Source organism: Citrobacter amalonaticus, from assembly GCF_001559075.2.
Lineage (GTDB): Bacteria > Pseudomonadota > Gammaproteobacteria > Enterobacterales > Enterobacteriaceae > Citrobacter_A > Citrobacter_A amalonaticus_F.
On the sequence record NZ_CP014015.2, the window covers coordinates 1,102,253 to 1,122,613 of the forward strand.

Genomic DNA, 20,361 nt, shown 5'->3' on the forward strand with positions numbered 1-20,361 from the left:
TTTTTAGTGTTGATTATCTTCTTCGCGGATTGTCCGCAAATTGCAGGCGATTAAATTTAGGGTGGCGCTGAAGGAAGCGAGATCCGCTTCAGGAATGGTACGCGTGACGCGACGTTGATAGGCCTCAATCATCCGGTTCAGCTCTACCAGTCGGGCACGGCCTTCCGCGGTCAGCATCAGCAGACGGATGCGTTTGTCATAAGGCGATGTGGAACGCACCAGATAGCCCTGATTTTCCAGTTGTGTGAGAGTGCGCATCAGCGGTGGTAGTTCAATACCCTGCACCTCCGCCAGTTCGCTGACCGAGACGTTATCGCCTAACTGATGCAGTTGCATCAGCACCGTCCAGCTGGACTGGGTCAGGCCGGTATCGGTGATCGCCGCATCAATGATGGCACGCCATTGACGCACTACCATCGCCATCCGCATCCCCAACGGGCGGCGGGCAAACAGCTCATCTTCAGTCATGTCTCTTTCCTCTTTTAGCGAAAGAGAAAATAATACTTATCAGGGTAAGTATCAAGAAACATGCCGTCAGGAAGCATAAATTGATAAATTTGATGAATGTAAAAAAGGCCGGACGGGTTCAACCTCCAGCCTCTGACTTTCGCCATCACGCTAGTCAATCTGATCCCGGCGCAACCCCAGATCCTTGAGCCGTTCATCACTCATCTGTTGCAGTATCCGCCGGGTTTGCGCCTGCAGGCGCCATTTTTTAAACGCTCGCCAGATCAGGACAAAACCAATAAACGGCTGCTTTGCTTTGTTTTCATGAAATTCCATACTCCACCCCCTCTCATACCAGAGCCTTTATTCTGGCGGTTTTCGGGTGGATCGATACAGATTCAAAAACAGCTTTTATTTAACATACAGATTCGCTAATACTGTCTCTGCATCGCATATTTTGCACCTGTCTGTACTGGTTTTTACATCTGTATGGCATCTTCGAGGGATACAGCATGACGCGTTACCAACATCTGGCCAATCTGCTGGCCGAGCGTATTGAACAAGGGCTGTATCGTCACGGAGAGAAATTGCCGTCGGTACGCAGTCTGAGTCAGGAGCACGGTGTCAGTATCAGCACCGTACAGCAGGCGTATCAGGTACTGGAATCACTGCAACTCATCACGCCGCAGCCCCGTTCAGGCTACTTCATTGCGCCACAAAAAGCGCAGCCGCCGGTACCGCCAATGTCGCGTCCGGTACAGCGTCCGGTTGAATTTACCCAGTGGGACCAGGTCATGAACATGCTTGCGGGTCATAGCGATGATTCGATCATTTCATTCAGCAGCGGAATACCCGATGTCAGCCAACCGAGCCTGAAACCACTCTGGCGAGAACTCAGCCGGGTGGCACAGCATAATCAAAGCGCTGTACTCGGCTATGATGATTTGCCCGGATGCCTGAACCTGCGCAAACAAATCGCCCGTCTGATGCTGGACGGTGGCTCCGTCCTGACCGCAGACGACATTATCATCACTAATGGATGTCAAAGCTCAATGTCGTTGTCGTTGCTGGCGATATGCAAGCCGGGAGACATTATTGCTGTCGAATCGCCGGCCTACTACGGCACATTACATCTGCTGCGCGGTCTTAATCTAAAGGTTATTGAAATTCCTACCGATCCCGATAGCGGGATCAGCATTGAAGCCCTGGAACTCGCCGTTGAACAGTGGCCAATAAAAGGAATTATCCTTGTACCTGCCTGTAATAATCCGCTGGGATTTATCATGCCGGATGCGCGCAAGCGAGCCGTTCTGGCCCTCGCTCAACGCCACGACATTGTGATTTTCGAGGATGATGTATATGGCGAACTGGCAACGGAGTATCCGCGCCCAAGAACAATTCACTCCTGGGATATCGACGGGCGTGTGGTGCTGTGCAGCTCCTTTACCAAAACCGTTGCTCCCGGTTTGCGTGTCGGCTGGGTCGTCCCCGGTCGCTACCATGACAAATTACTGCATATGAAATATTCCGCCAGTGGCACTGGCGTTCCGGCAACACAGCTGGCCGCGGCAGCGTTTGTCCAGGAAGGACACTATCACCGCCACGTCCGGCGAATGCGGCAGATTTATCAGCGTAATATGGAGATATATACCTGCTGGGCGCGGGAATATTTTCCCTGTGGGATCTGCGTGACGCGACCAAAAGGCGGTTTTATGTTGTGGGTCGAACTCCCGGAGCAGGTCGATATGGTTTGTGTCTCCAGACAACTCTGTCGCCTGAAAATTCAGGTTGCACCGGGTTCACTGTTCTCCGCATCCGGGAAATACCGCAACTGCGTGCGCATAAACTGTGCGCTCCCGCCCAACGAGAAGCACCGGGACGTAATGCAGAAACTGGGCGAGGCGATCAAAGTCGCAATGGAGTAAACACTCGACTTCCCGGACGGCTTGAACGCCACACAGTACATTCAGTGGATCACACTCTGCATCTCTTCTGCGGAAAGTCCGGTAAATCTCTCCTTGTGTTGAGGCACACGCTCAGCCACTTTCTCAAGAAATCCGATGAAACGGGGCGTATGTCCATGCTGTATCAGTAAATAATTAAACAGCGCTTTCAATTGTCTGTCATTAGCGCAACCGGTAATGAGCAACACGGCAAGTCGTTCCACGAGTCCCTGTAGATCCCGCTTACGGATATGCTTTTGAATAAGCTCCAGCAGTGCCATCCGTCCCCAGGAGTCAAGAATGTGACAGTAGCGCGAAGGATTTCACTTCTCATCTGCGACTATTTATCTTTGCGAGACGTTTTCAGCAGTAAATATATTCCTCTGCAATCGATACATTTTCTCGGAATGATGTGCACAGAAGCGCCACATCCTATCTCTACAATGCTTTTTCTCGCCAGGCCTGTGATATAACAAATCATCACTTTGCCGGAGGCACTAACTGTGACCCACACCCGAGATATTCCACAATCGTTCTGGCGCGATGAACGGCTTGCGTGGCTGGAGCTGCGCAGCACCTGGCGCAGTCATCAGGCCTATAAGCGCCATCACCATGCGCAACTCTCTGTTGGGGCCATTCTGGAAGGTGAAACCTGCTGTGTCAGCGGTGGCAAAGAATACCGTCTGCAGGTGGGCGACCTGATAGTGATCCCGCCACGGGTACCGCACAGCTGTAACCCGGTCGATGGGCAGTATCGCAGCTACCATATGCTCTACCTGGACGCGGACTGGTGTCTTGCTCAGTTGCCCGAACAGACAATCCCTGCACCGTTTTTCGCCCCGGAACCGGTGATCCGCGATCCACAACGCTTTCAGCACTTTCTCGACCTTGTGGCGTTGATGGAGAAACGGCAAACCGCACCGATTATCGATGCCGTCCGCCTCCTGCTGCGCGCACTCCCTTTGCAGTCAGGAAATCCGCCGCGTCCGCGTGCGACCAGTCAGTCTCTGAAAGCGCGACTGCAAAGCAATTTGCTTTCTCCACCGTCGCTTGATGATGTCGCGCAAGAGTTCGGCATGCGCAAAGAGACGCTGATCCGTACCTTTAAGCAGGACACCGGTCTGACGCCGGGCAGCTATCTGAACATCGCGCGGATCGATTTTGCCAGGACGCGACTGCGCGCCGGCGACGATATCGCCGACGTCGGCTATCAGAGTGGTTTTGCCGACCAGAGTCATTTCCACCGCACCTTTGTCAGCTATACCGCCGCCACGCCGCGCCAGTATGCGCGGGGACGATCAATATCAGACAATAATTAGCGTTTCACCGGGCGTAGCGTGAACTCAGGTTTGCACACTGAGGTCACTATGGAACCGTTGTCTGTACTCTTTCCCCCTGCATTTCCCGCCCTGGCGCTGGCGCACTTTGTGGCGCTGCTCAGCCCCGGACCGGATTTCTTTTTACTGGTGGGCTACGCCGTTCGCTATCGACTGCGCGGTAGCGTCGGGCTGTGCCTGGGGATCGCCGCCGGTAACGGGATCTATATCCTGCTGGCGATTGCTGGCTGGGGGATCCTCCGTCAGCATCCTCTGCTCTTCACGTTGATCGCACTGTTGGGCGCACTTTATTTACTGTGGATCGGCAGCCTGCTGCTACGCAGTCGTCCGCAAACACTGACGGGTGCAGATGCCCAGTCCACGTGTCCGGGATTGGGCAGACAGGTGCTGCTGGGACTGGGTTCGTCACTACTCAACCCGAAAAACGCCCTGTTCTATCTGGCGCTGATGACCGCCCTGCTTGGCCCGTCAGTGACGCTGGTGCAACAGGCCGTCAGCGGCATCTGGATGACCAGCGTCGTGCTGTGCTGGGATCTGTTGATTGTCATGGGGATTGGCCTGCCGTTTATCCAGCGACGGCTCAGCCATGGGATCGTGTGGATCGAACGCATTGCCGGGGGCGTGTTGATCGCCTTTGGTTGTGGGATCGTCTGGCGCTTTCTCTTCCCGTAGTCTATTGATGCCCTGAATGAATTCAGCTCATTCTATTGACTAACATCAAATTATAATGACACTTAAGGTGTATATTTTCCGTTCAACTTACTTTTCCCGAGGTGTGATGTGCTGATAACCATCTGTAATCGCTACACATTCTGACAAGATTCAGAATGTGTTCCCCTGTCTGTGATTCCCACAGGCAGTGCTTTTGATTACATGAAATTCAGTACATCCGCAGTCTGCTGTTCTCTATTTTCTGCCTGATGTCCCTGTGACAGTATTGAATTTCGTTGTTCCCGTTAAGGGGTTCTCCACATGGAGTTCGTTTTGTATGCAATGGATTATTGAGTTTTTCAAGCGGCACGCCATGACGCTGTTCTTTCCAATGGCGCTGATTCTGTACGATTTTGCCGCCTATCTGTCGACGGACCTGATTCAGCCGGGCATCATCAACGTCGTGCGGGAGTTTGATGCCGATGTCAGTCTGGCGCCGGCGGCGGTCAGTCTCTATCTCGCGGGAGGAATGGCGCTGCAATGGCTGCTGGGGCCGCTTTCCGACCGGATCGGTCGTCGTCCGGTACTGGTCACGGGGGCGCTCATTTTTTCCCTCGCCTGTACCGCCACGCTGTTCACTACCTCAATGACACAGTTTCTGGTCGCGCGCGTGGTGCAGGGCACCAGCATCTGCTTTATCGCGACGGTCGGCTACGTCACGGTGCAGGAGGCGTTCGGACAAACGAAAGCCATCAAGCTGATGGCGATCATCACCTCTATCGTGCTGGTGGCGCCGATCATCGGCCCGCTTTCCGGCGCGGCGCTGATGCACTTCGTCCACTGGAAGGTGCTGTTTGCCATTATTGCGGTGATGGGGTTTATCGCCTTTATGGGCCTGTTGCTGGCGATGCCGGAAACGGTCCAGCGCGGCGCGGTGCCGTTTAGTGCGATCAGCGTCGTACGCGATTTCCGCGATGTCTTTCGCAACCGCGTGTTCCTCTTTGGCGTCGCCACGATCTCGCTGAGTTACATCCCAATGATGAGCTGGGTCGCCGTTTCTCCGGTGATCCTGATCGACGCGGGTGGCATGACGTCCTCACAGTTCGCCTGGGTGCAGGTTCCGGTGTTCGGTGCGGTCATCGTCGCCAACATGGTCGTTGCACGTTTTGTGAAAGATCCGACCGACCCGCGCTTCATCTGGCGTGCGGTGCCCATTCAGCTCAGCGGCCTGTTTGTCCTGATCGCCGGGAACCTTTTCTGGCCTCACGTGTGGCTGTGGTCGGTTCTGGGCACCAGCCTGTATGCGTTTGGTATCGGGCTTATCTTCCCGACGCTGTTCCGCTTCACGCTGTTTACCAACAACCTGCCGAAAGGAACCGTGTCGGCCTCGCTGAACATGGTCATCCTGGCGGTGATGGCCGTTTCCGTCGAAATCGGTCGCGGGTTGTGGTTTAACGGCGGCCGGATCCCGTTTCACCTGCTGGCGGTTATTGCGGGAGTGGCGGTGGTATTCACGTTGAAAGGGTTGTTAACGCGGGTACGTCAGTATCATGCAACGGAACTGGCAACAGAGAAATAAAATCAGGCCCCGTCATGCGGGGCCGTTTTTTTTAAGCAATGCGGGCAAATCCGGCTTCAAGGTCGGCAATCAAATCACCGATATCTTCCAGGCCGATATGCACCCTCACCAGCGTCCCGCTGAAATCAACATCCCCGGCCGGGCGAATGCTGTTCAACTCTTCCGGTTGGTTCGCCAGAATCAGCGACTCAAACCCGCCCCAAGAGTAAGCCATGTGGAACAGCGAGAAGTTATCGAGGAAGTTCGCTAACTGCTCATCCGTCAGTCGCTTTTTCAGCACAAACGAGAACAAACCAGAACTGCCGCTGAAATCACGCGTGAAGTATTCATGGCCCGGACACTCCGGTAGCGCCGGATGGTTCACCCGCGCCACCTCCGCGCGTGCCGACAGCCAACGGGCAATCTGAATGCTGCTCTCCTGATGCTGCTTCAGACGCACCAACAGCGTACGCAGACCGCGACTGCCGTTATACGCGGTATCGGCGTCCAGCGTTTGCCCCATCAGATACGAGTTTTCACGCAACTGATCCCAGCAACGGGCGTTGGATACCGCCGTTCCCAGCATGCCGTCAGAGTGACCAATCGTGTATTTGGTGCCGGCCTGAATTGAGATATCCACTCCGTAGTCCAGCGCCTTAAACAACACGCCCGCCGCCCAGGTATTGTCGATCATAATGACGATCTCCGGGTTCACCGCGCGGATCGCCTTCACCATTCCCGGCACATCCTGCACTTCCATGGTGATCGAACTCGGTGATTCAAGAAACACCACTTTGGTTTCCGGGCGGATCAGATCGACAATTCCGGCACCGATCATCGGATCGTAGTACGTCGTTTCGACGTTGAATTTACTCAGGATCTTATTGCAGAAATCCTGTGTTGGTTCATACGCCGCTCCGGTCATCAGCAGATGATCGCCGCCCTGCACAAACGCGAGGATCGCGTTCGTCACCGCCGCCGCACCGCACGGATAGAGCGCGCAGCCGACACCGCCTTCCAGTTCACTCATCGCCTTCTGGAACGCGAAGTGGGTATAAGTGCCGCGACGACCGTAAAACAGCTCGCCGTTTGCGCGATTGGCGGTGGCGAATTTTTTGTCCTTCACGGTATCAAACACCAGCGAAGAGGCGCGCTGGATAACCGGGTTTACCGCGCCCTGGGTATAGCGTTTATCGCGTCCGGCGATGATCAACTGGGTTTCGAGTTTCACTGAATCTTTCATAACCTTTCTTATCCTTAATCCGTGCGTTAAACCTCGGCGACCGTAGCCGTCGCATTCATCTCTGCATTCACCGACTTTTTCCCGGAGAAGCGTTCTACAATTTGTGCCGCATTCAAATCATGAATCACGTTAATCAGCGTCGCCGGGGCATCGGTAATTGTGCCCAGCACCACTAACATCGGAATGGTTTCCATCGGCAGTCCCAGCGTAGTGACGATAAAGATCTCCCCGAGGAACGCTCCGCCTGGTACCCCGCCAACGATAATCGCGGAAAGCACGGCGATCAGCATGGTCAGGAAGAAGGTTTCCGTGGTGAATGGGATCCCCAACACTGAGTAAATAAAGACGATCTTCAGCGCCGCGATCATCGCCACGCCGCCTTTGTTCAGGTTGACCAGCAGTGGGATCGAGACATCCACAATTTCCGGGTTAATCCCCATCGCTTTGCCCGCGCGCAGCGTCACCGGCAGCGTTCCCAGCGAAGAGCAGGTGCCCAGCGCCGTGACAGAAGGCTCAATGGCATGGCGCCAGAAGGCCTTCACGGCCGGTACGCCGCCGCCAATGTAAGAGTAAAGAATAGAACCGAAAATGTAGTAAGCCAGCGTGGCAACCATGAACAGACCAATTGCCCGGGCAAAGGTGAGCAGCAGTCCGGAATCCTGGCTGGCCATCGTCGCCGCAAAGTAACAGCCGAGCCCCAGCGGCGCGACCTTCATGATGATCGACACGATCTTCATAATGACGGTGTTGGCATCTTCCAGCAGCGAAGCAATGCGTTTACCCGCCTGTTCTGACTGCCCAATCGCGATCCCGGCAATGATCGCCATCACGATCAACGCAAGGATATTCGACTTAGAAAACAGACCAATAAAGTCATTGGTGGTGATCATGCTGACAAAATCCATCTTGCCGCTGCCCGCCTGTACGGACTGCGAGAGATCGATAGTGACCCCCTGCGCCGGGTTGTACCACAGGGCTAACGCCACAATCCCGGCTGCCGGAATAAACGCCATCGCGATGGAAACGATAAAGATAATCGCCATAATCCGTCCTAAGCGTTTCAGGTCGGTCATACTGGCGATGGAGGACATTACGCTGATTCCCACCAGCGGAACGATAATCATAAATAACAGGTTCAGGAAAATCTGACCTATCGGCTGGAGTTTACTGGCAAACGCGGGGGCTAAAATCCCTAATAAACCACCTGCCACCAGAGCAAGTAATAAAATAATTGACGATTTGTAGGGTTCGAGTCGTGTCCACATAATCGGTACCTTTTATAAGAATGGAATTAAATGAGAGTAAATTCACAATTTGGCGACGTTCTGTATTTGCCTCCTTACTATTTGTGACGCAACTCACTTAAGCTGTTATTTTTTCATTTTGTGCGTAGGTCGTTTCCTGTGATTCAATAGTTACATGTTTCAAAACCCAATGTAACGGCCTATTCGTACCGTTTTTGCAAATCACTTGTGAGTAAAAGGAAACAATGAGCACACCCATTTCTCTCAAGCATTTAGAATTTTTTGTCCGGATTGTGGACTGCGGAGGATTATCTGAAGCCGCGGTGCAACTTAACGTGTCGCCGTCCGCGGTCAGTAAAAGTCTGGCGGCAATGGAAGATACGCTGGGGACAACATTAATTAAGCGTACGACCCGCAGTATTACGCTGACCGACGCCGGGCAATATTTGTTTAACCGGGCCAATAAATTACTGAAAGAATTTGATGAAACGCTAAATACCACCTCTGGTTATTATCACAACCCGCAGGGTGAATTACGCATTACCTGTTCGATTGCTTTCGGCTATTCCCGACTGGTCAATCTGGTGGACAAATATCGCACCCAGTACCCGGATGTGAACCTGTATATCGATCTCAACGATAACTTCGTCAATCTGAACGACACGGATTTCGATATCGCCCTGCGCATCTCCACCGCCCCGCCGCAAAACTATGCCATGCGTAAACTGGTGCCGATCCGCTGGGCGTACTGCGCCTCTCCCGGGTATCTTGCGAAGAAAGGGATGCCGTTGCGTCGTACCGATCTGGTGGATCATGACTGTCTGGTTTACCCCGGTCTGACGCCGATTCTGAAAGTTGCCGACGAACAGGATCGCCTGCATCAACTGAAACTGAATATGCCGATCCAGGCCAACAGCAGCCTGGTACTGCTGAAATCGGTGCTGGAAGATCAGGGCGTGGCCTATCTGCCGACCTACCTGATTGGCGATCATATCCAGAAAGAGGAGATCACCCCGTTGATGCTCGACGGCACGATCACCTGCGAAACGCACGCTCTTTACGCGCTCTATTTCCCCAGCAAATACAGCAATCCGAAGGTGCGTTCGTTTATTGATTTTTTGGTCGCGGAGTTAGGAACACTGCCAACGTGGGACAACTGGATCCCCGGCTGATCCCCGGTTGTTTTTGCACGATCCCCCCGTCTGGCTCTATCCTTAACCCTATGAATAAAATCGCTGAACTCAAACGCGCCAAACTGCTGGCGCTTTCGTTACTGCTGATCGCTGCCACCACGTTCGTCATCACCCTCTTCCTGCCGCCCGGCTTTTGGGTCAGCGGGATCAAAGCCATTGCCGAGGCGGCGATGGTCGGTGCTCTGGCAGACTGGTTCGCGGTGGTGGCGCTGTTTCGCCGCGTCCCTCTCCCGTTCATTTCGCGGCACACGGCGATTATTCCCCGCAATAAGGATCGCATCGGCGAGAATCTGGGGCAGTTTGTGCAGGAGAAATTCCTCGACACCCAGTCTCTGGTCGCGCTGATCCGCCGTCATGAACCCGCACTGCTGATTGGTAACTGGTTCAGCCAGCCGGAAAACGCCCAACGGGTCGGACTGCATCTGTTACAGATCATGAGTGGCTTTCTGGAACTGACCGACGATGCCCGTATCCAGCGCCTGCTAAAGCGCGCGGTGCATAAGGCGATTGATAAGGTCGACCTCTCCGGCACCAGCGCCCTGATGCTGGAAAGTATGACCAAAAACGATCGCCATCAGGTACTGCTCGATACGCTGATCGCCCAGTTGATCGCGCTCCTCCAGCGCGACAGTTCGAGGACCTTTATCGCCCGGCAAATCGTCCACTGGCTGGAGACCGAGCATCCGCTGAAGGCTAAAATTCTGCCTACCGAATGGCTGGGCGAGCACAGCGCAGAGCTGGTCTCGGAGGCGGTGAACTCGCTGCTCGACGACATCAGCCACGATCGCGCGCATCAGATCCGCCACGCCTTCGATCGCGCCACCTTTACGCTCATCGACAAACTGAAAAACGATCCGGAGATGGCGAACCGGGCGGAAAGCATCAAGGATTACCTGAAAGAAGATGAGGCCTTTAACCGCTATCTCGGCGAGCTGTGGGCGGACTTACGTCAATGGCTGAAGCAGGATATCAACGCCGACGACTCCAGGGTAAAGCAGCGAATCGCCCATGCCGGACAGTGGTTTGGCGAAACGCTGATCGCCGACGATGCGCTGCGCGCCTCGCTCAATGGCCATCTGGAGCAGGCCGCCCACCGGGTGGCACCGGAGTTTGCCGCCTTCCTGACCCGCCACATCAGCGATACGGTGAAAAGCTGGGATGCCCGCGATATGTCGCGGCAGATTGAACTTAACATCGGGAAAGATTTGCAGTTTATCCGCGTCAACGGCACGCTGGTGGGCGGGACAATCGGGCTCGTGTTATATCTGTTGTCGCAAATCCCCTCACTGCTGCCCGCACTGTCCACTTTTTAAGGAGAAAAAATGGCTGACATTACCCTGTCCCCGGCGGAGCGCGACGGTCTGCGCGATGCGCTCAGAGACTACTGCCGCGATCATTTCGAACTGGAGCTGGAACAGTTCGACGCCGAGTTTTTTATTGATTTTATTAGCGAAAAACTGGGGCCTGCGTACTACAACGCGGGCATTGAGGAGGCGATTCGCACACATCTGGCCTGGAGCGAACGCATCCAGGAAGAGATGGATCTGAAGAAGATTTTATAATACCTTACCTGGCGGGAGATCAATAAATCCATAACATTGACATGGTTATAATGCGAACACTTTTAACATCTCCCGTGTCACGGGGAAGGAAAATCCATGTCGCTTATCACCGATCTGCCCGCCATTTTCGACCAGTTCTCTGAAGCCCGCCAGAAAGGCTTTCTCACCGTGATGGATCTCAAAGAGCAGGGTATCCCGCTGGTGGGAACCTATTGCACCTTCATGCCGCAGGAGATCCCGATGGCGGCGGGTGCGGTGGTGGTCTCGCTGTGTTCAACGTCGGACGAAACCATCGAAGAAGCCGAAAAAGATCTACCACGCAACCTCTGCCCGCTGATCAAAAGCAGCTATGGCTTCGGCAAAACCGACAAATGCCCCTATTTCTACTTTTCCGACCTGGTGGTGGGTGAAACCACCTGCGATGGTAAAAAGAAAATGTATGAATACATGGCGGAGTTCAAAGCCGTTCACGTTATGCAGTTGCCAAACAGCAGCCAGGATGCCGCCTCACGTGCGCTGTGGAAAGCAGAAATTCTGCGCCTGCAACAGGCCGTGGAAGCGCGCTTTGGGACGCCGGTAACCGAAGCGGCGCTGCGTGAAGCCATCATCCTCAAAAACCGTGAACGCCGCGCGTTGGCGAATTTCTATCGTCTCGGCCAGCTTAATCCCCCGGCATTGAGCGGCAGCGATATCCTGAAAGTGGTGTACGGCGCGACCTTCCGCTTTGATAAAGAAGCCCTTATCGACGAACTGGACAGCATGGCTGAACGTGTGCGTCAGGCATGGCAGGAGGGTAAACGACTGGACGCCCGCCCGCGTATTCTGATCACCGGCTGTCCGATCGGCGGCGCGGCAGAAAAAGTGGTACGCGCCATTGAAGAAAACGGCGGTTGGGTAGTGGGATACGAAAACTGTACCGGCGCGAAGGCGACCGAGCAGTGCGTCGCGGAAACCGGCGACGTATACGAGGCGCTCACCGACAAATATCTCGCCATCGGCTGTTCGTGCATCTCTCCAAACGATCAGCGCCTGACGCTGCTCAGTCAAATGGTGGAAGAGTACCAGGCAGACGGCGTGGTAGACGTGATTTTGCAGGCCTGTCATACCTATGCCGTTGAATCACTGGCAATTAAACGTCATGTTCGCCAGCAGCACAACCTTCCTTATATCGCCATTGAAACCGACTACTCCACCTCGGATGTCGGCCAGCTCAGCACCCGCGTCGCGGCCTTTATTGAAATGCTGTGAGGAGCAGGCGTGACGTATTCGATAGGAATTGATTCCGGCTCGACGGCGACCAAAGGCATTTTACTGGCAGATGGTGTGATTGAGCGCCGTTTCCTGTGCCCGACGCCATTCCGCCCTGCCGACGCCATCCGCGAGGCCTGGGACGCTCTCGCGGAAGGTCTGGAAACGCGCCCCTACCTGACCTTAACCGGTTATGGCCGCCAGCTGGTTGATTTTGCCGACAAACAGGTGACCGAAATTTCCTGTCACGGACTGGGCGCGCGGCTGCTCGCACCGGCTACCCGCACGGTCATTGACATCGGTGGACAGGACAGCAAGGTGATCCAACTGGATGACGACGGTAACCTCACCGACTTCCTGATGAATGACAAATGCGCGGCGGGCACCGGACGTTTTCTGGAAGTCATTTCACGCACCCTGGGTGCCAGCGTGGAGCAACTCGATACCATTACCGCCGGCGTTGCGCCGCATGCCATCAGCAGTATGTGCACCGTTTTTGCCGAATCTGAAGTGATTAGTCTGCGCTCTGCGGGTATCGCCCCGGAAGCGATCCTCGCGGGTGTGATTAACGCAATGGCGCGACGCAGCGCCAACTTCATCGGTCGACTCTCTTCAGAAGGGCCGCTGCTGTTTACCGGCGGCGTCAGCCACTGTACGGCCTTTGCCCGGATGCTGGAAGGCCATGTCGGTATCCCGGTAAACACCCACCCGGACGCGCAGTTTGCCGGAGCCATCGGCGCAGCGCTGATCGGCCAACGGCAGAGAACGCGCAGATGACGGAATACCTGTTTTTATTTCATTCGACGGTGGGCGTGATCCAGACCCGCAAAGCGTTGCAGGCCGCAGGCATGACCTTTCGGGTTGCCGACATTCCCCGCCAGTTGCGCGGGGGCTGCGGGCTGTGCGTCTACCTGCATTGCCAGACCGGAGAACAAAATCGGTGGGTGATCCCCGGTCACACCGAGTCTATTTACCGCCTTGAGCAGGGCGACTGGCAATGTGTGGCAACCTTCGACGCGCCAGCGCGTTGACCCGCGAAACCGCGATAAATTTCGCCATGCAATTATCACGCGTTTAAGGATTCATTAAGATTAATCTTTATACTTTCTCCCTTAATATCTTTGATTTTATTTAAGGAAGAATAATGAGATTGTCCGCCCGATATCTGAATTCACCTCTGCGAATCATGCTTCTTCTTGCTTTACTCAGTGCAGGGGTGAGTTACGTCATATCGGGTAGCGCCGCGCCCGACAATGACAATAACACCCTTGCCGATTATCGCGCGACGATAGACGGCAAACCGATCGCGGGCGTGAAGAAAAATGTCTCCTCACTCACCTGGTCCAATAAAAGTAATACGTTGTTCAGCACAATCAATAAACCCGCTGCGATTATTGAATTAACCCGCCAGGGTCAACTGCTGCGTACCATCCCACTCGATTTTATTCGCGATCTGGAGACCATCGAGTTCATTGGTGACGACACGTTTGTCATCAGCGATGAAAGTGACTATTCCATTTACGTGATTACCCTCAATGCGCAGTCACAGGTCAACATCATCAAAAAGTTAACGCTTAATCTGTATGAAACCCCGACCAACGACGGTTTTGAGGGGCTCGCCTGGTCACGTGAAAAAGAGACATTCTGGTTTTTTAAAGAAAAGAGACCGATTGGGATCTATAAAGTGACGGGGCTGCTCAATACTGACAATCTGACCATCAACAAAGACCGTGCGCTGCAACAACAGCTTGATGTGAAGGATATTTCAGGCGCGGAGTTTAATCCGCAGCGGAACAGCCTGCTGATCCTGTCTCACGAATCACGAGTGCTTAAAGAGGTCAAAACCGACGGCAACGTTCTCGGCGTCATGACGCTAACCGAAGGCCACCACGGCTTGGCGCACACCATAGAGCAGGCTGAAGGGATCGCGATGGATAATCAGGGGACGCTGTTTATCGTGGCAGAGCCCAACCTGTTTTACCGCTTCACGTCCGACAGCGCACAATAATTCCTCCGTCGCCTTACCCATTTGTTATAAATTTGTTACCCTCGCATTTCGCACACGACAAATAACAATGGATACGGCATGAGCCAGCAACCGCACAACGCAGACCGCCATTCACTGCGCACCGCCCTTTTCGGGATGATGGTCCTCGCGCTGGGCATGGGGATTGGCCGTTTTCTCTATACCCCGATGCTGCCAGTACTGCTGGCTGAGGGGCGCTTCACGTTTTCCGAACTGTCGTGGATAGCCAGCGTCAACTATGCGGGATACCTGGTCGGCAGCCTGTTGTTCTCCTTCGGGCTTTTTCATCTGCCTGGCCGTTTACGCCCTATGCTGTTGAGCTCAGCGGTGGCGACCGGCGGACTGATCCTCGCGATGGCGCTGTTCTCCAACCCCATGGTGGTGATGCTAGTGCGCTTTCTGGCGGGCGTCGCCAGCGCCGGGATGCTGATTTTTGGCTCCACGCTGGTGCTGCAACACACCCGCAATCCTTTTGTCATTGCCTCGCTGTTTTCTGGCGTCGGCGTCGGGATTGCGCTGGGTAACGAATACGTGATTGCGGGCCTACACTTTGCGCTTTCCTCTCATGCGCTGTGGATCTGGGCGGCGGCCTTCTCCGCCGTCCTGGCGATGTTGCTGGCGCTGCTGCTTCCGTCCCACGCCCATGCGCTGCCTGCAACAACACTGGCAAAAAGTGACCCGCAGCCGATGCGCTGGTGGCTGCTGGCGCTGCTCTATGGACTGGCTGGATTCGGCTACATCATCGTTGCCACCTATTTGCCGCTGATGGCGAAAGACGCGGGTTCTCCGCTGCTGACGGTTCATCTGTGGACGCTGGTTGGTATCTCGATTGTGCCGGGCTGCTTCGCCTGGCTGTGGGCAGCGAAACGCTGGGGAGTGCTGCAATGTCTGACAGCAAACCTGGTGATTCAGGCCGCCTGTGTGATCCTGACGCTGGCCAGTGGTTCTCCGCTGTTGCTTGTGCTGAGCAGCGTGGGATTCGGCGCAACGTTTATGGGCACCACCTCGCTGGTCATGACCCTCGCACGACAGCTTATTGTGCCGGGAAACCTCAATCTGCTGGGGTTCGTGACGCTGACCTACGGTATCGGCCAGATTCTGGGTCCGCTGTTAACCACGCTGTTAGGTAGCGGCACGCGGGCGATTACCGATGCCACGTTGTGCGGCGCACTGGCGTTATTTATCGCCGCGACGATCAGCGCCCTGCAATTCTATAAACAAAAGCGTTTGTTGGCATGTCGCATCAACGACATGCGCTAACCACAATGCGGGGAACCTGGTGGATCCACTCCAGTAATTCGTAAAGCAGCGAAGCCGTGACGATTTTACTGGTCGTCGCGGTTGACCAGGGAAAGAGCGTCACGCTGAGCTCCCACGTCATGAGCGAGACGGTTGTCACGACCAGGGTCAGTCCTAATGCGGTGACGGTAATACACGCCATGGCGCGCCAGAGGGGTAAAAATATCATCCTGTACAATCCGCCCGCATTTATTCACGGCCGCCTTCATTGGCGGTGCGATGCAGCATGAGCGCTTCGGCAATAATGTCCTGTTTGCTTTTACGCGTTTCTAACGCCAACTCCCGAACGTAGTCCCAAAGCGTAGTCTCAACACGGGCGCTCAACAGCACCATATCTTTAGAACGGGTTCCCCTGGCTTTACGGGTATCGGGGTAATCGCGGGAAGGCATCGTCGGCTCCTGAAGGCTATGTCGTCTTAACTGGGGAGGAATATGCAGTTGGTCGAATAACAAGTCAACGTACAAAATTTCAGCAGCCGGGTGATGGAAATGTTAAGAAAACGCCTTAAAATGGAACGCTGTTTCAAGTGAAAGATGGCCCGTAGCAGGCTAATGATGTCAGGGTTTATTTACATGTTCTGATTAATTCAGTGCATTTCGCCCCCCGCGCTTCCGGTAAAACATTCACCGTGATTATTGAAAATTCCTATGCAGCAATAAGTTACTTCTACAATAAATGTTTACTTTGAAGCCAATAACTGGCTTTTTTAGAGAGAGTTACGACGATCTCTTTCAATAATTTTCGCTAACGTGACTTCTCTTCTTTGTCATCAGACGTCTTACCACCGCCACCATAAACGCAGTAAAGGTAAACAAGTCGTAAATAAGGATATTTTTTAACGACGCAAATTAAGTGCGCGCTAATTGATATAAATCAATTTTAAAGGCCGAAATTTGCCAGCTTTTGGTAAGAATCCGACGAAGCGCACAAATACCGACTGCTTTTGTACACTAAATTTTACGTCACCTGCCATACACGCAATAAACTACAGGCATTGACTTCGTATGCCGTGCCGGTCTGTGCTGCTTACCGCCCATCAACCGGAGACACGGCGCACTGTCTGTTATCGTTCCCGCAACGCCTCTTTCGCCTTATTCAGCGGTTTCAGCAGGTACTCAAGAATCGTTTTATTCCCCGTTTTGATGTCCACGGTGGCAATCATGCCTGGAAAAACCGGGAAGGCTTTTTTCTGCTTGTTAATTAACTGATTGCTGTCGGTACGGATATAAACGCGGTAGTAATACAGATCGCGTTTAACCTCATCCTGGATGGTATCCGGTGAGATGACCGTCACCACGCCATTGATACCGCCATAAATGGAATAATCGTACGCCGTAATTTTCACCATCGCTTGTTGCCCGGGATGGATAAAGGCGACATCGCGCGGCAGGATCTTCGTCTCAATCAGGATCTGATCGTCTAATGGCACCAGACTCATCAGTTTTCCGCCTGGCGGGATCACCCCACCGACGGTGGTCACGTCGATATCTTTCACGATCCCGCGCACAGGGGCGGTAAAGGTCAGACGCGTCAGCGAATCTTCACGTCCGCGCATCACCGAACGCTCTGTTTCAATCTCCGCATTAGCCCGCGCCAGCTCTTCCCGGGCGCGGACGTAATACTGCGTCTGCAACTCGGCAATCTTATTTTCCATCTCATTCATTTGACGACGCAGACGCAGTACTTCGACATGGCTGGCCGCCCCCTCTTTAATCAGCGGCTGGGTCAGCGCCAGCTCTCCCTGAATAAGCGCAATCCCCTGTCGCAGCCCTTCTACGCCTTTCTCAAGGCTTTCGCGGCGGGAATGATACAACGCGCGCTCCTGGTTAATCAGCGCCGTCTCGTTGTTCAGTTCTGCCGGAAACACCAGATTGGTACCGTTCACTTCCGCAGTAAGACGCGCCGACGTCGCCATCGCAGCATTCAGTTTTGATTCGCTCTCTTTCACGCCCGATTCTGTTTTCGTCCGGTCAAGCTGCGCCAGAATCTGCCCTTTTTCAACGATATCCCCTTCACGAACATGCAGTTTGTAGATAATGCCGCCTTCCAGCGACTGAATCTCCTGCTCGTGAGATGATGGCACCACCTTACCGCTGCCAGTGGTGACCTCATCGAGATGAAAGTAGCTCATCCAGCCGACAAACGCGGCCAGCAGAGCAAACAGGAACCAGGCGACCAATGAAGAGCGTGGGAGCTTCGGTTCGCTGAGGCGACTGCTAAAACGGTTAAAATCGCTCATATCACGACCTCCCTGGGTTGTTTGACGGCGGGGTATTGATTCTCGACACATTGCTTTGTGCCGCCTCCGGCTGCGCCATACCATGTTTATTCAGGATCGCGTCACGCGGACCGTCCATCACAATGCGTCCGTTATCCAGCACGATAATGCGATCCACCAGCTCGAGGATCGGCAGGCGATGCGTCGCGACGACCATCGTGCGCTGGCTACCTAACCAGGTTTTCAGGTGCTGAATGAACTGCTTCTCGCCAATCTCATCCAGCCACGCGGTCGGTTCATCAAGCAGTAAAATAGTGGGTGATGTCAGCAGCGCACGCGCCAACAGCAGCGACTGACGCTGACCGCCAGACAACCCGGCGCCCCCTTCGCTTATCACGTAGTTCATCCCCATCTTCTGCTTGCGGACAAAATCGAGCGCGCCACTGATCGCCAGTGCCTGCTGGATGTCATCGTCAGTCGCCGTAGGGTTCCCCAACGTAATGTTGTCGTGAATGGAGCCAAAGAACAGGCGCGCCTGCTGGCTCAGCAGTTGCATATCGCGGCGCAAATCCGCCGGGTCCAGATGATTCAGGGCGATATCATCCAGTAAGACGGAACCCTGCTGCGGCTCCTGCATCCCCGCCAGCACCTGAAGTAGCGTGCTTTTACCCGAGCCATTACGCCCCAGCAGCGCCACGCGTTCACCGGCTTTGATGTTCAACGCCGGCACCGTCAGCACGTTCACTTTCTCTTCTTCGTCGTAGTAAAAGCTGACGTTTTCCAGTTGATAGTGACCGCGCAGGTGCGCTTTGTGCACTTTCTTACCCTGAAGCGGCTCATCAATCGGGCGCTGCATCAGTTCATCCAGCCCTTTCAGCGCCACTTTTGCCGATTGCCAACGCGAAAGCACACCGGAGATCTGCGACAACGGCGCGATAGTGCGTGAGGCGAGGATCGAGGTCCCGACCAGCGCACCGGTCGTCAGATCGCCATCGATCACCAGGTAGCAGCCAATCAGCAGTACCACGGCGTAGACTATCGACTGTACTTCCTGAGTCCACGTCAGCAGCAGACTGGTCAGCCAGCGCTGGCGCATGCCCACTTCAGCGGCAACAAAATTGGTGTTGTTCCACTGATTCTGGAAACGCTGTTCAGCACGCATCAGTTTGATGTCTTCAATGCCCTGCACCGCTTCCACGAGCGTTGCGTTGCGGATTGCCGATTCGCGCATCCCTTCGTTGGAAAGCCGTCCCAATGGGCGCTGCACCAGCAGGCCAGGGATCAGTAACAGGGGAACCGCCATCAGCACGACCAGTACCAGCGGCCCGCCAATCATCCACAAAATAAACACAAACAGCAGGAAAAACGGCAGGTCGGAAAGGGCCGAGATGGTCGTCGAGGTGATCAGTTCACGCACCGACTCCAGCTCACGAATCTGGGCGATAAACGAACCCGTCGATTTCGAACGCGCACCGTTTTTGATGCGCAGCGCATGGGCAAAGATACGCTCAGAGATACGGAGATCCGCGCGTTTACCGACAACATCGGAAATATAAACCCGCAGCATGCGCATAATAAATTCGAACAGGATTGCCAGCATCACCCCGCCAAACAGCACCCACAGCGTGGTTTCTGACTGTGAGGGCACGACACGGTCATACACCTGCATAGAGAAAATCATGCCGGAAAGCGCCAGCACGTTGGCAACCAGCGCAACAACCATAATATCGATATAGCGATACCAGTCTTTTAACGCCAGTCGCCAGAACCAGTTTTTCTTATACGGCTTAATATAATCGTCAACGCGCGCATCGGGCGTGGATTCGAGTGGACGCAGAACTAATAATGTTTTTATCCGTGCGCGTAATTCATCACGCGTTAACACGGTTTCCAGTCCTTCATCACCGCTGAACTGAAGGCTAATATTGCCGTCGCTGTCCATTCGGTTAATCACCGCGATTTGCCCTTCGCTAAATTCCGCAATCAGCGGCAAACGCCACGGATCGAGAAAAGAGACTTTTGCCGCCACAACGCGCAGCCCCAGCCCCAGCTGGCGAGCCATATCTTTTAACACCAGGTCGCGCGGCGAATCGCTTTCATAATTAATCGACACCCGAACATGCTCTTGCGAGAAGTCGAGACGATAATGCTGCGCCACACCGATCATTGCCTGTAACCAGGGTTCGTATTGCGACTGCGTGTTCATAGCGTTCTGTTCCTGTTGTGCGGCATTGCGCCATAACGGAATTGCATTAGGAATAACGGAATGTGTGCTCATACTTTTATATTCGTCCGAAAAAGACACACGTCATCTGCGGACTTTAATGCTCATGACTTTTATTTTAGTGCGATTTTGACGCGATATATTCCGGGGGAATATCATTCCCCCGG

The 20,361-nt window shown here is 54.2% G+C and carries 20 protein-coding genes and 1 pseudogene; 12 read left to right on the forward strand and 9 right to left on the reverse strand.

Annotation, left to right across the window (positions count from 1 at the left end; all coding sequences use genetic code 11):
• Window positions 1-3: 3 nt before the first annotated feature.
• A complete protein-coding gene (locus AL479_RS05295; RefSeq protein WP_061075326.1) occupies window positions 4-468 on the reverse strand; it encodes a MarR family winged helix-turn-helix transcriptional regulator in 465 nt (154 codons plus the stop codon).
• Window positions 469-618: 150 nt separating this feature from the next.
• Window positions 619-783 (reverse strand): DUF1127 domain-containing protein, encoded by a 165-nt coding sequence (locus tag AL479_RS05300; RefSeq protein WP_071887591.1) that lies wholly within the window; start codon window positions 781-783, stop codon window positions 619-621.
• A gap of 176 nt (window positions 784-959) precedes the next feature.
• Here AL479_RS05300 and AL479_RS05305 point away from each other — a divergent pair, with 176 nt between their 5' ends.
• The gene (locus AL479_RS05305; protein WP_061075327.1) at window positions 960-2,372 is read left to right on the forward strand and encodes a PLP-dependent aminotransferase family protein; all 1,413 of its coding nucleotides are present in this window, start codon (window positions 960-962) and stop codon (window positions 2,370-2,372) included.
• An 86-nt stretch (window positions 2,373-2,458) separates the two neighbouring features.
• Here the strand turns inward: AL479_RS05305 and AL479_RS05310 are convergent.
• Window positions 2,459-2,674 (reverse strand): annotated as a pseudogene (locus tag AL479_RS05310) (hypothetical protein); the annotation flags it as partial.
• 219 nt (window positions 2,675-2,893) lie between these two features.
• Between AL479_RS05310 and AL479_RS05315 the strand changes: the two are divergent.
• The 3 genes from AL479_RS05315 (at window position 2,894) to mdtM (ending at window position 5,957) form a co-directional block, all read left to right on the forward strand.
• The gene (locus AL479_RS05315; RefSeq protein ID WP_061075329.1) at window positions 2,894-3,709 is read left to right on the forward strand and encodes a helix-turn-helix domain-containing protein; all 816 of its coding nucleotides are present in this window, start codon (window positions 2,894-2,896) and stop codon (window positions 3,707-3,709) included.
• A 48-nt stretch (window positions 3,710-3,757) separates the two neighbouring features.
• Complete coding sequence (locus AL479_RS05320) at window positions 3,758-4,399, forward strand: LysE family translocator (RefSeq protein ID WP_061075330.1); 642 nt, start codon at window positions 3,758-3,760, stop codon at window positions 4,397-4,399.
• 325 nt (window positions 4,400-4,724) lie between these two features.
• Entirely contained in the window at window positions 4,725-5,957 is a 1,233-nt protein-coding gene (gene mdtM, locus AL479_RS05325; RefSeq protein WP_192575256.1) for a multidrug efflux MFS transporter MdtM, read from the forward strand.
• Between the two features lie 31 nt (window positions 5,958-5,988).
• On the opposite strand, the gene metC is transcribed toward mdtM, so the two are convergent.
• Window positions 5,989-7,179, reverse strand: coding sequence for a cystathionine beta-lyase (gene metC / locus AL479_RS05330; protein ID WP_061075332.1), 1,191 nt, complete (start codon window positions 7,177-7,179; stop codon window positions 5,989-5,991).
• A 26-nt stretch (window positions 7,180-7,205) separates the two neighbouring features.
• Window positions 7,206-8,444: a dicarboxylate/amino acid:cation symporter gene (locus AL479_RS05335; RefSeq protein ID WP_061075333.1), complete on the reverse strand. Its 1,239-nt coding sequence runs from the start codon at window positions 8,442-8,444 to the stop codon at window positions 7,206-7,208.
• A 224-nt stretch (window positions 8,445-8,668) separates the two neighbouring features.
• Here AL479_RS05335 and AL479_RS05340 point away from each other — a divergent pair, with 224 nt between their 5' ends.
• From AL479_RS05340 to AL479_RS05375, 8 genes are all read left to right on the forward strand, one after another.
• The gene (locus tag AL479_RS05340) at window positions 8,669-9,595 is read left to right on the forward strand and encodes a LysR family transcriptional regulator (protein ID WP_061075334.1); all 927 of its coding nucleotides are present in this window, start codon (window positions 8,669-8,671) and stop codon (window positions 9,593-9,595) included.
• A gap of 50 nt (window positions 9,596-9,645) precedes the next feature.
• Entirely contained in the window at window positions 9,646-10,929 is a 1,284-nt protein-coding gene (locus AL479_RS05345; protein WP_061075335.1) for a DUF445 domain-containing protein, read from the forward strand.
• A 9-nt stretch (window positions 10,930-10,938) separates the two neighbouring features.
• Window positions 10,939-11,178, forward strand: a complete 240-nt coding sequence (locus AL479_RS05350) for a DUF2164 domain-containing protein (RefSeq protein ID WP_061075336.1) — start codon at window positions 10,939-10,941, stop codon at window positions 11,176-11,178.
• Between the two features lie 96 nt (window positions 11,179-11,274).
• Window positions 11,275-12,426, forward strand: coding sequence for a double-cubane-cluster-containing anaerobic reductase (locus tag AL479_RS05355; protein ID WP_061075337.1), 1,152 nt, complete (start codon window positions 11,275-11,277; stop codon window positions 12,424-12,426).
• Between the two features lie 9 nt (window positions 12,427-12,435).
• Window positions 12,436-13,203 carry a putative 2-hydroxyacyl-CoA dehydratase activator YjiL gene (yjiL, locus tag AL479_RS05360; protein ID WP_061075338.1) on the forward strand — a complete coding sequence of 256 codons (768 nt, stop codon included), beginning with the start codon at window positions 12,436-12,438 and terminating at the stop codon, window positions 13,201-13,203.
• Window positions 13,200-13,457 (forward strand): DUF3343 domain-containing protein, encoded by a 258-nt coding sequence (locus tag AL479_RS05365; protein WP_061075339.1) that lies wholly within the window; start codon window positions 13,200-13,202, stop codon window positions 13,455-13,457. The genes yjiL and AL479_RS05365 overlap by 4 nt, the downstream gene beginning before the upstream one ends.
• A 113-nt stretch (window positions 13,458-13,570) precedes the next feature.
• A complete protein-coding gene (locus AL479_RS05370) occupies window positions 13,571-14,434 on the forward strand; it encodes an SdiA-regulated domain-containing protein (RefSeq protein ID WP_061075340.1) in 864 nt (287 codons plus the stop codon).
• A gap of 78 nt (window positions 14,435-14,512) precedes the next feature.
• Window positions 14,513-15,712 carry an MFS transporter gene (locus AL479_RS05375; RefSeq protein ID WP_061075341.1) on the forward strand — a complete coding sequence of 400 codons (1,200 nt, stop codon included), beginning with the start codon at window positions 14,513-14,515 and terminating at the stop codon, window positions 15,710-15,712.
• Here the strand turns inward: AL479_RS05375 and AL479_RS05380 are convergent.
• The 4 genes from AL479_RS05380 to AL479_RS05395 all read right to left on the reverse strand — a co-directional run bounded on the left by AL479_RS05380 (window position 15,696) and on the right by AL479_RS05395 (window position 20,176).
• Window positions 15,696-15,920 (reverse strand): hypothetical protein, encoded by a 225-nt coding sequence (locus AL479_RS05380; protein WP_146109663.1) that lies wholly within the window; start codon window positions 15,918-15,920, stop codon window positions 15,696-15,698. The genes AL479_RS05375 and AL479_RS05380 overlap by 17 nt on opposite strands.
• A 20-nt stretch (window positions 15,921-15,940) precedes the next feature.
• On the reverse strand, window positions 15,941-16,141 hold the full coding sequence (locus tag AL479_RS05385) for a hypothetical protein (protein ID WP_061075343.1): 201 nt from the start codon (window positions 16,139-16,141) through the stop codon (window positions 15,941-15,943).
• A gap of 674 nt (window positions 16,142-16,815) precedes the next feature.
• Window positions 16,816-17,991, reverse strand: a complete 1,176-nt coding sequence (locus tag AL479_RS05390) for an HlyD family type I secretion periplasmic adaptor subunit (protein WP_061075344.1) — start codon at window positions 17,989-17,991, stop codon at window positions 16,816-16,818.
• 1 nt (window position 17,992) lies between these two features.
• Complete coding sequence (locus AL479_RS05395; protein ID WP_061075345.1) at window positions 17,993-20,176, reverse strand: type I secretion system permease/ATPase; 2,184 nt, start codon at window positions 20,174-20,176, stop codon at window positions 17,993-17,995.
• Between the last annotated feature and the right edge of the window lie 185 nt (window positions 20,177-20,361).